Annotated in this window: 8 protein-coding genes; 6 read left to right on the plus strand and 2 right to left on the minus strand. The window is 66.4% G+C overall.

Going from position 1 to position 15,446, the window contains the following annotated elements; genetic code table 11:
• Positions 1 to 36 precede the first annotated feature (36 nt).
• The 5 genes from QP609_RS09590 (at position 37) to cueR (ending at position 8,216) form a co-directional block, all read left to right on the plus strand.
• On the plus strand, positions 37 to 1,035 hold the full coding sequence (locus tag QP609_RS09590; protein ID WP_197621598.1) for a N(4)-(beta-N-acetylglucosaminyl)-L-asparaginase: 999 nt from the start codon (positions 37 to 39) through the stop codon (positions 1,033 to 1,035).
• Positions 1,032 to 1,760 carry a copper homeostasis protein CutC gene (locus QP609_RS09595; RefSeq protein ID WP_169412494.1) on the plus strand — a complete coding sequence of 243 codons (729 nt, stop codon included), beginning with the start codon at positions 1,032 to 1,034 and terminating at the stop codon, positions 1,758 to 1,760. Before QP609_RS09590 ends, QP609_RS09595 begins: the two co-directional genes overlap by 4 nt.
• A gap of 379 nt (positions 1,761 to 2,139) precedes the next feature.
• Positions 2,140 to 5,097: a TonB-dependent receptor gene (locus QP609_RS09600; RefSeq protein ID WP_014646959.1), complete on the plus strand. Its 2,958-nt coding sequence runs from the start codon at positions 2,140 to 2,142 to the stop codon at positions 5,095 to 5,097.
• A 150-nt stretch (positions 5,098 to 5,247) separates the two neighbouring features.
• On the plus strand, positions 5,248 to 7,749 hold the full coding sequence (locus QP609_RS09605; RefSeq protein WP_197621599.1) for a heavy metal translocating P-type ATPase: 2,502 nt from the start codon (positions 5,248 to 5,250) through the stop codon (positions 7,747 to 7,749).
• Between the two features lie 11 nt (positions 7,750 to 7,760).
• Positions 7,761 to 8,216: a Cu(I)-responsive transcriptional regulator gene (gene cueR / locus QP609_RS09610; protein ID WP_049440847.1), complete on the plus strand. Its 456-nt coding sequence runs from the start codon at positions 7,761 to 7,763 to the stop codon at positions 8,214 to 8,216.
• 78 nt (positions 8,217 to 8,294) lie between these two features.
• Here cueR and QP609_RS09615 read toward each other — a convergent pair whose 3' ends face one another.
• Together QP609_RS09615 and QP609_RS09620 are read right to left on the minus strand one after the other, a co-directional pair.
• On the minus strand, positions 8,295 to 8,489 hold the full coding sequence (locus QP609_RS09615) for a heavy-metal-associated domain-containing protein (protein WP_197621600.1): 195 nt from the start codon (positions 8,487 to 8,489) through the stop codon (positions 8,295 to 8,297).
• 203 nt (positions 8,490 to 8,692) lie between these two features.
• Positions 8,693 to 11,767, minus strand: a complete 3,075-nt coding sequence (locus QP609_RS09620; RefSeq protein ID WP_197621601.1) for a TonB-dependent receptor — start codon at positions 11,765 to 11,767, stop codon at positions 8,693 to 8,695.
• Positions 11,768 to 12,921: 1,154 nt separating this feature from the next.
• Between QP609_RS09620 and QP609_RS09625 the strand changes: the two genes are divergently transcribed.
• Positions 12,922 to 15,387 (plus strand): GH92 family glycosyl hydrolase, encoded by a 2,466-nt coding sequence (locus QP609_RS09625; RefSeq protein ID WP_197621139.1) that lies wholly within the window; start codon positions 12,922 to 12,924, stop codon positions 15,385 to 15,387.
• Positions 15,388 to 15,446: the final 59 nt, after the last annotated feature.

Below are 15,446 nucleotides of genomic sequence, written 5' to 3' on the forward strand. Positions count from 1 at the left end.
TCGGGCCGGCCGTGCATTGCAGACTGGGAGGGGAAAATGGTGGATCGCAGGCAGTTCCTGCAGGCCGGTGCACTGGCCGCAGGCATGGCGGCATTGCCGGGCGTGCAGGCGCGCACGCAGGGTGGGGCCCGGGTGGTCTCCACCTGGGACTTTGGCGTACCGGCCAACCAGGCCGCGTGGAGGGTGCTGGCGCAGGGTGGCAGCGCGCTGGATGCGGTGGAGGCGGGCGCACGCTGGGCCGAGAGCGAGCTGTGCAACCCTACCGTTGGCCATTGCGGCAATCCGGATCGCGACGGCGTGCTGAGCCTGGATGCGAGCATCATGGACGGCGATGGCCGTTGTGGTGCAGTGGCCGCGCTGGTGGACATCCTGCATCCGGTGTCGGTGGCCCGCAAAGTGATGGAGAACAGCCCGCATGTGCTGCTGGTCGGCGAGGGCGCGCAGCAGTTCGCGGTGCAGCAGGGGTTCGAGCGCAAGCATCTGCTGACGCCGCAGGCCGAAGCGGCCTGGCGCGAGTGGCTGAAGACCGAGAAGTACCAGCCGCAGATCAATGCCGAGCGCCGTGGCATTCCCGGCAACAGCGACAACCACGACACCATCGGCATGCTGGCACTGGATGCCAAGGGCCAGCTGGCCGGTGCCTGCACCACCAGCGGCATGGCGTGGAAACCGCACGGTCGCGTTGGCGACAGTCCGATCATCGGCGCCGGCCTGTACGTCGACAACGACGTCGGCGCGGCCACTGCTTCGGGGGTGGGTGAAGAGATGATCCGCAACGCGGCTTCGTTCCTGGTGGTCGAGCTGATGCGCCAGGGGCGTTCACCGGCGCAGGCCTGCCGTGAAGCCATCGACCGCGTGGTGCGCAAGCGCCCGGAAGCGAGCAGAACGTTGCAGGTGTGCTTCCTGGCCATGAACAAGCAGGGCGAGGTCGGCGCCTATGCGCTGCATCGTGGCTTCGTCTATGCGGTGTGCGATGCGCAGCGCCAGGATGACCTGCGTGACTCGCCGTCGATCTACACGAGCACCCAGGCGTGAGTACGCGGCTGACCCTGGAGATCGCCAGCAACTCGCTGGCCTCGGCGCTGGCCGCGCAGGCTGGCGGCGCCGACCGCATCGAACTGTTCGACAACCTGGCCGAGGGCGGCACCACGCCGTCGTTCGCCAGCATCGCGATGGCCCGCGAGCGCCTGTCGATTCCGCTGTTCGTGCTGGTGCGGCCACGCCCGGGCGACTTCCACTACGACGCGCTGGAAACCGAACTGATGCTGCGTGACATCGCGCAGTGCCGCGCGCTGGGTTGCGATGGCGTGGTGATCGGCGCGCTGGACGTGCAGGGCGGCATCGACCTGGCGCTGTGCCGGGAACTGGTGCAGGCCGCCGGGCCGTTGCAGGTGACTTTCCATCGCGCCTTCGACGCCGCCCGCGATCTGCCGGCGGCGCTGGAGCAGCTGATCGGGCTGGGCTGCCAGCGCGTGCTGACCTCGGGCGGGCAGGCCAGCGCCGAGGCCGGTGCCGATGTGCTGGCGGGCCTGGTCACCCAGGCGGCGGGGCGCATCACGGTGATGGCTGGCGCCGGATTGGCCCCGGGCAACATCGCAACCGTCGCGCGGCAGACCGGCTGTACCGAACTGCACGCCTCCGCAAAAGGCCTGCGCCGCTCGGCGATGCAGTTCCAGAACCCGGCGCTGCGCGGTCTGGACCCGGACTGGAGCCAGACCGCCGCCGCTACCGTGGCCGCGCTGCGGCAGGCGCTGGACTGATCGAATCCGTCGGGCATGGCCCGGGGTCAGATCCCTTCTGCGAAGGGATCTGACCCCTGTCGCAACCCCGGCCGCAGGCACGCGACGGACAAAACCGTTCCGCGCGCGATTGTCGTGATCATGTCACTACTTCGTGCGCCGTTCTGTCAGCAACGCGTCGCAACTCTTTGATTGTTCTTGACACCGGCAGCCGATAGCGGCATCTCGCCGGGCTGTTGCTGCGTTGCCGCATGCCGGGCGTGGTTCAGCTGTGCTTTAGTTTGGATCGATCCACAGGGGAGGTGCCATATCGGTCGTGAACCGATCCAAGCGCCTGGATCCGTCGTAGTGCCGCGCCACCGTCCGCCCGTGCGTCCACATCTTCGAAGAGCAACCACCCATGGCTCAGATCGTCCACAAGCGTCGCCACCTGCTGTCCCAGGCCCTGATCCTGGCCCTGTTGCCGCTGGCAGCCAGCGCGCAGGAAGCTGCCAGTTCGTCCACCAAGGATCTGGACGCGGTCACCGTCACCGGCTCGCGCATCAAGCGCGCCAGCGTCGAGGGCCCGGCGCCGGTCAACGTGATCACCGCCGCGCAGATCCAGAAGGAAGGCTTTGTCAGTGTGTACGACGCGCTGAAGACCCTCACCGAGGCCACAGGCACCGTTGAAGCCGCATCGCAATGGGGCTCGCATACGCCCAATGCCAGCGGCCTGAACCTGCGCGGGATGGGCCCGAACCGCTCGCTGCTGCTGGTCAATGGCCGTCGTGTAGCGGATTACCCGCTGCCCTACGGTGGCGAAACCAACTTCTCCAACTACGGCAACATTCCGGCCGCGGCGGTGGAGCGCATTGAAGTGCTGACCGGTGGCGCCTCGGCCATCTACGGTTCGGATGCGATCGCCGGCGTGGTCAACGTCATCCTCAAAACCAACTACGACGGCGACGAAGTGCGCGTGCGCGGCGGCACTTCCAGCGAAGGCGGACGTGATACCTGGGATCTGTCCTGGGCCGGTGGCAAGACCGGCGAAAACTGGAGCGTGACCTACGCGCTGCAGTACACCAAGCGCGACCCGCTGTTCGGGCGTGATCGCCCGCAGATGGACGATGCCGACGATGCGCCGTACCCGTCCTGGAACATGGAACAACGCAAGGTCGGCTTCCGTCCCACCGCCGGTCTGGCGCTGATCGATCCGACCACGGGCCAGCGCTTGGCGCCGCCCACCGGCACCTGCGAAAAATTCGACGGCGAGTATTACACCGCCGATCGATTGGTCTACAACTACGCCGCCAACCGCATCACCAACACCGGCCGCCTGTGCGGCATGAGCGCCGACTACGCCAACTGGCTGCTTACCGGCGGCGCCGAGAACGTGTCCGGAAACCTGTACGCCACCTTCGATTTCAGCAATGACCTGCAGGCCTGGACCAACCTGGCGGTGTATCGCTCCGAAGCGATCTGGGGCACCAATCCGCCCGGCGTGTCGCTGATCGACGATGACAACGGCTATTACTGGGATGCCAACCGCAACCGGCCGATCCTGGGCGTGCGCCAGTTCACCCCGAACGAAGTCGGGGGCCTGGATACGCTGCGCAACACCAACCGCGAGCTGTCCTGGGACTGGAGCGCGGGCCTGCGCGGGCGCCTGGCCGACCGTTTTGACTGGAGTGCCACGGTGGGGCGTTCCTATTACCGCGTGGAAGAACGGCAGAACGTGGTCGACAAGCAGAAGTCGTATGACTACTTCCTTGGCCCGCGCCTGGGCACCACCGCCGATGGCGAGGCGATCTATGCGTTGAACGAATCGCGCTGGTGGAACCCGCTGACGCCGGACCAGTACTGGCAGATGGGGACCGTGGCGAAGAACCGCGCGGCGTCATGGGTCAACCAGGCGTCGGCGGATATCACCGGCGAGCTGTTCCAGGGCTGGGCCGGCCCGATTTCGTTTGCGGCGGTGGCTGAAGTCGCGCAGCAGGGCTATCACCTCAGTCCGGACCCGCGTGCTGGCATCGACTTCGACCTGCAGAATGTCGATCGCGGCGGCGGTGAGCGTACCCGCTACTCGGCCGGCGTCGAGTTCAAGATCCCGCTGCTGGACAGCGTGACCGCAACTGCGGCCGCGCGCTACGACCGCTATGGCAACTACAAGGCCGACGACAGCAGCGAAGCGCTGGACATCGGCAGCCAGAAGGAAACCACCTGGAACGTCGGCCTGGAATGGCGCCCGGTCGAATCGCTGCTGGTGCGTGGCTCGTACGCCACCAGCTTCCATGCGCCGGACATGCATTACCTGCTGGGCCAGCCGAGCAGTTCGGAAGTGCAGACCTATGACCGCCTGCGCTGCATCCAGAGCGGCGCGTACCTGGTCAACAACTGTGGCGTGGGCAACACCGACGTCTGGTACACGTTCGACGTGAACCGGCGTGGGACGCCGCTGCTGCGCTCGGAGACCGGTGATTCGTGGACGGTCGGCTTCGTCTGGGACGTGCTGCCGAACCTGTCGGTCAGTGCCGACTACTGGGCGATCAAGCTGGAAGACATGATCGTCGACGTCGGCGCCGATGAGGTGCTGGCCAGCGAGGCCGGCTGCCTGACCGGCAAGAACATGGACGGTACGCCATGGGCCAACCCGGCCGGTGGCGAGTACTGCGCCGGCATCCTGGCCCGCGTGAACCGTGACAGCAACGGTCGCCTGGTATCGATCGAGCGCGGCCCGTTCAACCTGGCCAGCCGCGAGGTGCGCGGCATCGACCTGACCGCGCGCTATCGCCTGGAAACCGCGCGGTGGGGCAGCTTCCAGCTGGGTGTGAACTACACCAACCAGATCTCGACCAAGGAGCAACGCTACGCCGCCGACCCGAATCCGGAACGCCGCGATCGTGACCTGCGCAGCAAGCTGCGCGCGAGCCTGGCCTGGCAGCGCGGCAACTGGAACGCCAATGTCTATGCCGACCGCATCGGTTCGGTGCCGGGCGTGCGCTACCACTGGGGTACCGACCGCCTGGACAACCCTGGTGGCTGCCTGCCGTTCGCCGATGGCTACGTGCCCAGTGACAGCCCGTCGCTGAACTGCCTGGAGCCGGCACGGCTGCCGGATGGTTCGGTGAACCCGAACCCCAACGCCGGGCAGCAGACGGCGCGCTACTACGGTCGAGTGGGGCCGTTCATCACCTGGAACTTCAACGTGGGCTACCAGGTGACCGAACACGCGAAGGTAAACGTGTACGTCAACAACGCCTTCAACGCCGCCAGCTGGAACCACAAGGACCCGTACAAGCTGGATTACGACTTCGCTCCGACCCGCCTGCTGGGCGCGGTCGGCCGCGAGTTCGCGTTGGAGTATGTGTTCACCTTCTGAGGTGACCTGCCTCCGCCGGTAGGTCCACGCCATGCGTGGATATGGACACCCGGGTGCCCATTCAGGAACTGCGGACAGGCTGGATTTGACCTTCCCACGATGGCAAGGTTTAGCCTGTCCGCATCCAGAAGGAGCCCCGGGAATCCGATCATGAGCACGCCCCGCGCCACTGCAGCCCCCGCAAGCCCTGCCACCATCAGCCTGCCCATCGAGGGCATGACCTGTGCCAGCTGTGTCGGCCGGGTCGAGGCGGCGCTGTCCAGGGTCGAAGGCGTGGGCAGTGTTTCGGTCAATCTGGCCACCGAGCGCGCGGATATCCGCCCGTCCGGTCCGGTCGATCGGGCCGCGTTGATCCAGGCGGTGGAGCGGGTGGGCTACGACGTGCCCGCTGCCACCACCGAGCTGTCGGTCGAGGGCATGACCTGTGCGTCCTGCGTGGGCCGAGTCGAACGTGCGCTGTTGGCCGTGCCCGGCGTCAGCCAGGCCAGCGTGAACCTGGCCACGGAGCGCGCCACGGTGCGTGGCGTGGCGGAAGTTGCAGCGCTGGTCGCCGCGATCGACAAGGCCGGCTATGACGCACGCGTGATTGAAGCCGGCGTGCAGTCCGATGACGAGGCCGCGGAAAAGAAGGATGCCGAGCGCGCCGAACTGAAGCGCGACCTGATCGTGGCGTCCGCGCTGGCGCTGCCGGTGTTCGTGCTGGAGATGGGGTCGCACCTGATCCCCGGCATGCACGAATGGGTGATGTCCACCATCGGCATGCAGGCCAGCTGGTACCTGCAGTTCGTGCTGACCGCGCTGGTGCTCGCCATCCCGGGCCGCCGCTTCTACCAGAAGGGCATCCCCGCGCTGCTGCGGCTGGCGCCGGACATGAATTCGCTGGTGGCGGTGGGCACTGCCGCAGCGTTTGGCTACTCGGTGGTGGCCACGTTCCTGCCGACGCTGTTGCCGGCGGGCACGGTGAACGTCTACTACGAAGCAGCGGCGGTGATCGTTGCGCTGATCCTGCTCGGCCGCTTCCTTGAGGCCCGGGCCAAGGGCCGCACCTCCGAGGCGATCAAGCGACTGGTCAATCTGCAGGCGAAGGTTGCCCACGTGGTCCGTGACGGCCGGACGGTGGATGTCCCGGTCAATGAAGTGCTGAGCGGCGACGTGGTGGAAGTGCGCCCGGGCGAGCGCGTGCCGGTCGACGGCGAGGTGGTCGAGGGCCGCAGCTACATCGACGAGTCGATGATCAGCGGCGAGCCGATCCCGGTCGAGAAGCAGCCGGGCAGCAGCGTGGTGGGCGGTACGGTCAACCAGAAGGGCGCACTGACGGTACGTGCCACGGCGGTGGGCGCGCAGACCATGCTGGCGCAGATCATCCGCATGGTCGAACAGGCGCAGGGCTCGAAGCTGCCGATCCAGGCGGTGGTCGACAAGGTCACCCTGTGGTTCGTGCCGGCGGTGATGCTGGCCGCGCTGGCGACCTTCGCAGTCTGGCTGATCTTCGGGCCCTCGCCAGCGCTGAGCTTCGCGCTGGTCAATGCGGTGGCGGTGCTGATCATTGCCTGCCCATGCGCGATGGGACTGGCCACGCCGACCTCGATCATGGTCGGTACCGGCCGTGGCGCCGAGATGGGTGTGCTGTTCCGCAAGGGTGAAGCGCTCCAGTTGTTGAAGGATGCACAGGTGGTGGCGGTGGACAAGACCGGCACGCTGACCCAAGGGCGCCCGCGCCTGACCGATCTGGAGATTGCTGCCGGCTTCGATCACAACACGGTGCTGGCGGCAGTTGCCGCAACGGAGTCGCGCTCGGAGCATCCCATCGCCCGCGCGATTGTTGATGCCGCGACCGGCCAGGGCATCGCGTTGCCGGGCATGGTCGACTTCGAATCGGTCACCGGCATGGGCGTGCGGGCCAGTGTCGAGGGTGCACGCGTGGAGGTCGGTGCCGATCGCTTCATGCGCGACCTGGGCGTGGACATCACTTTGTTTGCGACGCTGGCGGCAGAGCTGGGCATCAAGGGCAAGTCGCCGCTGTATGCCGCCATCGACGGCCGCCTGGCCGCAATCATCGCGGTATCCGATCCGATCAAGCCGAGCACGCCGGCCGCAATCGCGGCACTGCATCAGCTTGGCCTCAAGGTGGCGATGATCACCGGTGACAACGCTGGTACCGCGCAGGCGATCGCGCGCCAGCTCGGCATCGACGACGTGGTGGCCGAGGTGCTGCCGGAAGGCAAGGTCGAGGCGGTGCGCCGCTTGAAGGCCACACATGGCCATGTCGCCTTCGTCGGCGACGGCATCAACGATGCGCCGGCGCTGGCCGAGGCCGATGTCGGCCTGGCCATCGGCACCGGCACCGATATCGCGGTCGAGTCGGCCGATGTCGTGCTGATGTCGGGCAACCTGCAGGGCGTGCCGAATGCCATTGCACTATCGAAGGCGACGCTGGGCAACATCCGCCAGAACCTGTTCTGGGCCTTCGCTTACAACACCGCATTGATTCCGGTGGCGGCCGGCGTGCTGTATCCGACCTGGGGCGTGCTGCTCTCGCCGGTGTTCGCGGCCGGTGCGATGGCACTGTCCAGCGTGTTCGTGCTGGGCAACGCGCTGCGCCTGCGCCGCTTCCAGCCGCCGATGGCGGACGCCCCCGCCGCGATCCATTGAGGAAGAACCGCATGAATATCGGTGAAGCCGCCAAGGCCTCCAGCGTGTCGGCGAAAATGATCCGCTACTACGAACAGATCGGCCTCATTCCTGCGGCTGATCGCACCGAGTCGGGCTACCGGGCGTACTCGCAGGCGGACATCCACCGCCTGCGCTTCATCCGCCGCGCGCGCGATCTCGGCTTCCAGGTTGCCGAGATCACCGATCTGCTGGGCCTGTGGAACGACACCTCGCGGCACAGCGCCGACGTCAAGCACCTGGCCGAACAGCACATTGCCGACCTGGAGCAACGCATCGAGCACATGCGGCAGATGGCCGACACGTTGAAGTCGCTGATCAGCTGCTGCGCGGGTGACGAGCGCCCGGAATGCCCGATCCTGGAGCGGTTGGGCGAAGACCATGATGCCCCGGTGCCGGTCGTCGCCGCCAAGACCGGCGCGGTGCGGCGACGCGCACAGAAGCATTGAATCGATATCGCGTGCACTGAAAAGCCCGCCCTGTGACAGTGCACGGGGCGGGCTTGGTTCTGGATGCAGTTCAGGGAATCAGGCAGTGCGAGGCGGGAAGCCGGCTTCGTTCACCGCGGCGAACACCTGTTCCTGCGACGCGGTGGTCTGCACCTTGACCAGCCCGGCCGGCGGATCGGCCACCACGCTGGCGTTGGGGTCGATCTGCTGGATCGCACGGGTCACGCTGCGCGCGCAGCCGCCGCAGGTCATGCCGTCGACATGGAATTCCATCTGTAGCTCCTTCGCTGCTCTTGGGATGGGACCAGTGTGCACCTTCCAACGATGGCAGGGTCAAGCGTCGGGCTGAACGACGAACAAGGCGCGGACAAAAAAAACGGCAGCCACCTGTACCAGCGCGGCTGCCGTGGAGGAACGTCCCCGCCAGGGCAGGGCATGGGTTGCGCCGGGACGTGCCCGGCCAACCCGGTGCGGGCTTAGAACTTCCAGTTCACGCCGAAGTACAACTGGCGACCGGCGTACAGGTTGGACAGCAGGCGGGCCTGGCTGTCGTTGCCGATGTAGCTGCGCAGCTCGGACTTGGTGGCGTTCAGCACGGCAGCCGTCACCGTCCAGTCCGGGGTCAGGTTGTAGGCCACGTTCAGGTCAAGCTGGCTGTACGGCTTGGTGTAGGTGGTCATGCCATTGTTCAGCCCGCCGACCACTTCACCGCGACGGTTGTACGAGGCACGCGCCAGGAACTTGTCGTTCTCGTAGAACACGGTGACGTTGGCCTGGTTCTTGGCGCTGCCGACCAGCGGCGATGAGCCGATTTCCTCGCCGTCCAGCACGATCGAGGCCAGGTTGGTGTCGTTGTAGGTGTAGTTGGCCTGCACGCCCAGACCGAAGTCGAAGGTGTACTGGCCATACAGCTCCACGCCCTGCGAAACGCCATCGCGGCCGTTGGCCTCGGTCTCGTACTTCTGCACGGTGACCGACTGCCCGCCGACGTTCATCTGCTGGTCGCGCACCACCGGCACGGTGAAGTTGTCCACGTTCTTGCGGAACAGCGAAACACCTGCGACCGCGCCCGGCTGGAAGTACCACTCCAGGCCCAGGTCGAACTGGACCGCCTTGAACGGCTCCAGCGCCTTGTTGCTGCCCGAGCCGTACCAGCCGGGCGTGTCGGTGCCGCCGGTGACACGGCGATCGTTGGCGTACTCCTCGCTGATGTAACGCAGGCCACCGGGATAGGCGATGCTGGTGTAGCTCGGGCGCGCGACCACCTTCGACGCCGCACCGCGCAGCACCAGGTTGTCGGTGATGTCCCAGGCAATGTTGAAGCTCGGCAGCACGTCGGTATAGGTCTTCTCCAGCGACGACAGGGCGTACACCTTGTCGCGCACCTGGGCGTCGGGCAGGCGGACGAAGCCACCCTGGCAGCGCAGGTTCGGATCGGCGGCCGGATCATCGCAGCTCATCGGCGCGCCGCTGGCGTTGTCGACGAAGTAGTCGTTGAAGCGCTCGACCGAGTCGCTGGACTGGGCGAACTGCTTGGTGCGCACCACGCGCACGCCGACGTTGCCGCGCACGCGCTCGGTGCGGAAGTTGGCCTGGAAGTAGCCGGAGTAGATCTTCTCGTTGACGTCGTAGACGAAGTCTTCTTCGGTGCGGTTGTGCGAGCCGCCGTAGGTCTTGTTCAGGTAATCGATGTAGGCCGGGTAGTTGATGCCCGGGAACACATTGGCGTTGAAGGCGCCGGTGATGTTGCTGATCGGGTTGGACAGGAAGAAGCCCGGCTGCGCGTTGCCAGCGGTCGGATCGCAACCGGCCTGGTAACGGTTGTTGTCATAGTCGGACGGGTCCAGGCCCGGGCACACCCAGTAGGTGTTGCCGGTGTTGCGGTGGACCTTGCCGTCGCGGTACTTGGCACCGAACTGGATCGAGTCCAGCCAGCCGGCCTCGAACAGCTTGGTGACGTCTGCCTGGAAGTAGTTCTGCTTGACTTCGGTCTGCATCCACGACGAGTCGGTGGAACCGGTATCGACTTCGGCGACGCCGGCCATCAGCTGCTGCTGCAGGTCGGGAGAGAACTGCACCGACGGCGTGCCGGTGAGGTCCCACGCGGTGTACTGGTTGCCGGACTGCCACTGGTTGCCCACCTTGCGGCGCGGCTTGGCCGACATGCGGAAGTTCATCGACGGACCACCTTCGGACCAGGTGCGGCCGCCGGTGAACGAGGCTTTCCAGAGGGGGCTGATGTCCCAGTCAATGGTCAGGTCCGCGGTCTGCGACAGTGCCTTTTCCTTGCTGTAGCCGCCGGTGAGCTGCGGGGTGGGGATGGTGCAGTCGTCCGGGCCCCAGCCACCGGGCTTGAGGCCGGCGGCAGCCGCTTCATCCTCGCTGCAGTAGTAGGTCTTACCGGCCAGCTTCTGGTACTGCGCGCCGGTGACGATGCTGCCGCTCGGATCGAAGTCCAGGCCATTGAGCAGGCGGCCGCCGGCCCAGTTGCCGTCCTGGTTGTAGCGGGCCAGGTTCCACTCCGGCACCTTCAGCATGTTCTGGGTGTAGTCACCCTGCAGCTCGAAGCGGAAGTAGTTGGCCGTCATCGTGACGTTGTCGACCGGCTTGAACTGGAAGGTCAGCTGCCCGCCCTTGCGTTCGCGCTTCTCTTCCTTCACCGCGAAGTTCACCGAGGTCGGCATGAAGAACTCACTGTAGTTCTTGCCGGTCTGGTTGTTGAAACCGGACTCGCCCCACCAGTAGTGGATGCCATCCTGCTCCAGCAGGTTGCCGTTGGCATCGCGGGCGGTGGTGCCGTTGCCGTACCACTGGTAGTCCTCGGTGCTGGCCTCCATGGTGCGGGTAGTGCGTTTCTGCTGGGTCACGCCGACCAGCACGCCGAAGCGGTCGTCCTTGCTGTGCCAGGAATACAGCGCCGACACCTGCGGGTCGACGTCGTGGCTGGTGTCGGAGGTGGTGCCCTCCAGGTTCACGTAGCCGGAGTTGGATTCCATGTCGAGCGGACGGCGGGTATGCAGGATGACCGTGCCGCCGATGCCGCCTTCGTCGATGCGTGCTTCCGGCGACTTGAACAGCTCGGCGCTGGACAGCATGTTCGACGGCAGCAGGGTGTAGTTGAAGGAACGGGTGGCTTCGTTGTTGGTTTCCGAGGAGGCGACGAAGTTGCCGTTCAACTGGGTCAGGGTCAGGTCCGGTGCAAGGCCGCGCACGCTGACGCTCTTGCCTTCGCCACCGCTGCGGGTGATGACCACGCCGGGCACGCGCTGCAGTGCGTCGGCCACGTTCTTGTCGGGGAACTTGCCGACGTCTTCGGCGGTGATCACTTCGACCACGGCGTTGGCATCGCGCTTCTGCTCAAGGCTCTTTTCGATGGCGTAGCGGTAGCCGGTGACCTGGACGCTGTCCAGAGTCGTGGCGTCCTGCGAGCCGATGGTCGTGGCCTGCTGCGCGGCGGCGCCTGCCGGAATGACGGCGGCAGCCAGGGCCAGCGCGATGGCCAGCGACAATGCGTCCTGGCCGTGCGTACGTGTTGAATGCTTCATTCCCATCTCTCCCTCTCTCCTGGATTGATCCGGTGACGTGGCACGGACAACTTGAATCGATCTAATTTGAAGTGAATTTGTCGCTGTCGCCATGCAGTGGCAGTAGCACCGCACGCGTGGCCTGGTGTACGTCCTGTTGCTGCTCCCCCAACTCCCGGCCATCGCAGCGTCGTCTTGGATCGATCTAAGCGATGGGCGGGCGATTTTTAGCATGGGTCGCCCTTGGGCGCATGCTGCTCCGCAATATGGTACTGGCGTGGCGTAGGGATGACGGTTTGCTGAAATCAGTGAAATCGTTTTCGTGCGCAGGGAGGGTGGGTCGGCAGGGCTGCGCCCTGCACCTGCGGGTAGTGCCGGCCGCTGGCCGGCAAGAGCCAAAGCCAAAGCGGCTCTGGGTTGTCTGGGTTTGGCGCTGCGGTGTGGACTGGCAGGACACGCCGTAAACCCCCCTCCGGGGGCCGGCCCAGCCGCTGGCGGCTGTGCGTTCGGGCGCTTGCGAAGCAGTGCTTCGCAAGCAAGGCGCCCTCACCCCTGGGGGCTCGATGGCGCCATCCATGGCGCCAACGGTCCTGCCAGCCCACACCGCCCCACCTTTGACAGTTTCCCGGTGACGGTTGGACTGATCCTGGAACGACATGGGGTCCTGGGGTCAGATCCGTTTTCCAAAGGAAAACGGATCTGACCCCAATCGATTTCGTTGTCTGACAGAGATTCATCCATGCATGGCGTGGATCCATCCACAGATCGCGAAAATCTGTCGAAGGCGGGGTGGGTCCGGTTGCGGGGGTGTCCGCGGCATGGATGCCGCGGCCAAGCCCCCAGGGATGGGTTTACGGCGTCCCTCGCAACCGGACCCATCCCGCCATTCCACGGATCGCCGGCTTTTGCTGTTGCTTCGGCTGTTGCTTCTGAGGTTGCCGGCCAGCGGCCGGCATTACCGCGGGTGCAGGGCGCAGCCGTGCCGAATACACCCTCATGCTGCGCCGCAGAATGCATTCGGCTGAACCTGCATGCTCTACTTGAATCGATCTAAATTCACGGTCACGTGGGTCGGGCGTCATTCCAGGGGGAGCCTTCTGCCGGTCCAGGCAGAGCTCAGCGGAACGGTGCCGGAAGGCCCGGGCCGTCTGTCTCTGCGTCATCGACTACAGGAACCCGACATGCGTCCAGTGCCGTCCGCTCCCGCCGTCCCATCATCCTCGCGCCCGCTGGCGCGCCTGGCCTGCCTGCTTGCGCTGTCGGCGGCGCCGATGCTGCTGCAGGCCGCGCCGGCAGCGCTGGAGCGCGAGGTCAACACCTTCATCGGCAGCAAGGACGACGGCAACACGTTCCCGGGTGCGTCGGCGCCGTTCGGCCTGATCCAGGTCAGCCCGATCGGCAGCCACTATTCGGGTTGGCGCTATGACGACGAGAAGATCCGTGGCTTCGGCCACTCCTTCATCTCCGGTGCCGGCTGCTGGGAACAGGGCGGCCAGGTGTCGGTGCTGCCGGTCACGGGCTCGATCGGTCCGGGCGGTGATTTCGATACCGGCAACGCCAGGCAGTTCGACCACAAGGCCTACGCCGCGTCCTACACCCACGATGGCGAGGTCGGCCAGGCCGGCTACTACAAGGTGCGGCTGACCAGCTACGGCGGCATCGATGCCGAGGCGACCGCGCGTACCCGTGCCGCGGCCGAGCGCTACACCTTCAGCCAGCGCAGTGGCGATGGCCACGTGCTGGTCAATGTCGGCCAGGCCAACGAGCGCCATTCGGTGATCGGCAGCGTGGTCGATGTGGTCGGCGACCGCGTGGTCGAGGGCAAGCTGGTTACCAAGAGTTTCTGCGGCGGCCATCAGTACACCACCTGGTTCCGCATCGAGTTCGACCGTCCGTTCAAGGCGCATGGTACCTGGGGTGAGGGCGGCGGCCTGCCGGGCGCGCGCCACAGCATGGAAGGCGAGCAGAAGCCGAACGGTGCCTGGCTCAGCTTCGACCTGGCCAAGGGCCAGTCGGTGACGGCGGTCAGCGCGATCTCGCACGTGGATGCCGAAGGCGCGCGCACCAACCTGCGTGCCGAGGGCATGCAGGGTGGGTCGCTGCTCGGTTTCGACCGCATGCGCGCGCTGTCGCAGCAGGCCTGGCGTGAGCAGTTGGGCCGTGTACGCGTGCAGGGCGGCACCGCCGATGACCGCACCGTGTTCTACAGCGCGGTCTACCACGCGCTGCTGCAGCCGATGACCGGCAACGATGCCGATGGCCGCTACCGCGGCTATGACGATGGCATCCACCGTGCCGATGGCTGGACCTATTACGAGTACTTCTCGCTGTGGGATACCTATCGCGCGCAGAACCAGTGGCTGGCACTGACCCGCCCGGACGTGGCGCGCGACATCGGCCGCACCCTGCTGGCGATCGATGAGCAGGGCGGTTGGCTGCCGCGCTGGGGCTATGCCAACTTCGAAACCAACATCATGACCGGCGATCCGGTCACCCCGTTCATGGTCGACCTGTGGCGGTTCGGTGCACTCAAGGGCCGTGAATCGCAGGCGTGGGATGCGCTGCGCCGCAATGCCTTCGGCACGCCGCCGCTGAACTCGCGCATGGCCGGCCGCTCCGGCAACCCGACTTACCTGGACAAGGGCTACGTGGCCTATGACCGTGCATTCCCGTCCAAGGGCATGGACGTCGATCCGCACCACGGTGGTTCGGCCACGCTGGAGTACGCGCTGGCCGACTGCGCGCTCTCGCAGATGGCCGACGGCCTGGGCCATGCCCAGGATGCGGCGACGCTGCGCGAGCGCGGCCGCAACTGGCGCAAGGTGTGGGACCCGCAGGTGCGCGACGCCGAGACCGGCTTCACCGGGTTCCCGCGCCCGCGTACCGAGGACGGCCAGTGGTACACCCCGTCCGACGGCCATTACAGCCCGCGTTCGCACCACGGTTTCCACGAGGGCACGGCGTGGCAGTACCAGTGGCTGGCGCAGCAGGACGTGCCGGGCCTGGTCGAAGCGATGGACGGCCGCGAGCAGGCGGGCCGCCGCCTCGATGCGTTCTTCGCGATGGACGCGCTGCAGGCCGACCCGCTCAATGCCGCCCGCAAGGCGTGGGTGGTCGGGCCGTACAGCTACTACAACCAGTTCCGCTACAACCCGAACAACGAGCCGGACCTGCACTCGCCGTGGCTGTACACGCTGATCGGCCAGCCGTGGAAGACCGCGGCCGTGGTGCGTGCGGCGCAGCAGCTGTTCACCAATGCCCCCAACGGTGTGACCGGCAACGATGACCTCGGCACGATGTCGGCCTGGTACCTGTTCAGTGCCATCGGCGTGTACCCGGCGGTGCCGGGCAGCGGCCAGTTCCTGCTGCACACCCCGCGCTTCAGCAAGGTGGAAGTGGACATGGGCAATGGCCGCACCCTGCGCATCGACGCGCCGGGCGCCGATGGCCGCCGCCTGCAGTATGTGCAGGGCGTGCAGGTCGATGGCCAGGCGCATGCACCGGTGTGGCTGGACTGGAACCGCCTGCAGCAGGGCCCGCGCGTGCGCTTTGCGCTGGATGCGAAGGTGCCGGAGCAGGGCTGGGGCACGGCGGTGAAGGATCTGCCGGTATCCTGGTGCGCGGCACCGGGCAGCCAGCTGCGCTGAGCCGGACTGTGCCGTTCGCGGTGACCCAGCGAACGGCACGGCACGACACGGCCCTGATC

The organism is Stenotrophomonas sp. 8(2023) (assembly GCF_030345295.1).
Taxonomy (GTDB): domain Bacteria; phylum Pseudomonadota; class Gammaproteobacteria; order Xanthomonadales; family Xanthomonadaceae; genus Stenotrophomonas; species Stenotrophomonas muris.

Coding starts and splice junctions, on each gene's coding strand:
- QP609_RS09590 (WP_197621598.1), top strand. CDS start 37: ATGGTGGATCGCAGGCAGTTCCTGCAGGCCGGTGCACTGGCCGCAGGC.
- QP609_RS09600 (WP_014646959.1), top strand. CDS start 2,140: ATGGCTCAGATCGTCCACAAGCGTCGCCACCTGCTGTCCCAGGCCCTG.
- QP609_RS09605 (WP_197621599.1), top strand. CDS start 5,248: ATGAGCACGCCCCGCGCCACTGCAGCCCCCGCAAGCCCTGCCACCATC.
- cueR (WP_049440847.1), top strand. CDS start 7,761: ATGAATATCGGTGAAGCCGCCAAGGCCTCCAGCGTGTCGGCGAAAATG.
- QP609_RS09615 (WP_197621600.1), bottom strand. CDS start 8,489: ATGGAATTCCATGTCGACGGCATGACCTGCGGCGGCTGCGCGCGCAGC.
- QP609_RS09620 (WP_197621601.1), bottom strand. CDS start 11,767: ATGGGAATGAAGCATTCAACACGTACGCACGGCCAGGACGCATTGTCG.
- QP609_RS09625 (WP_197621139.1), top strand. CDS start 12,922: ATGCGTCCAGTGCCGTCCGCTCCCGCCGTCCCATCATCCTCGCGCCCG.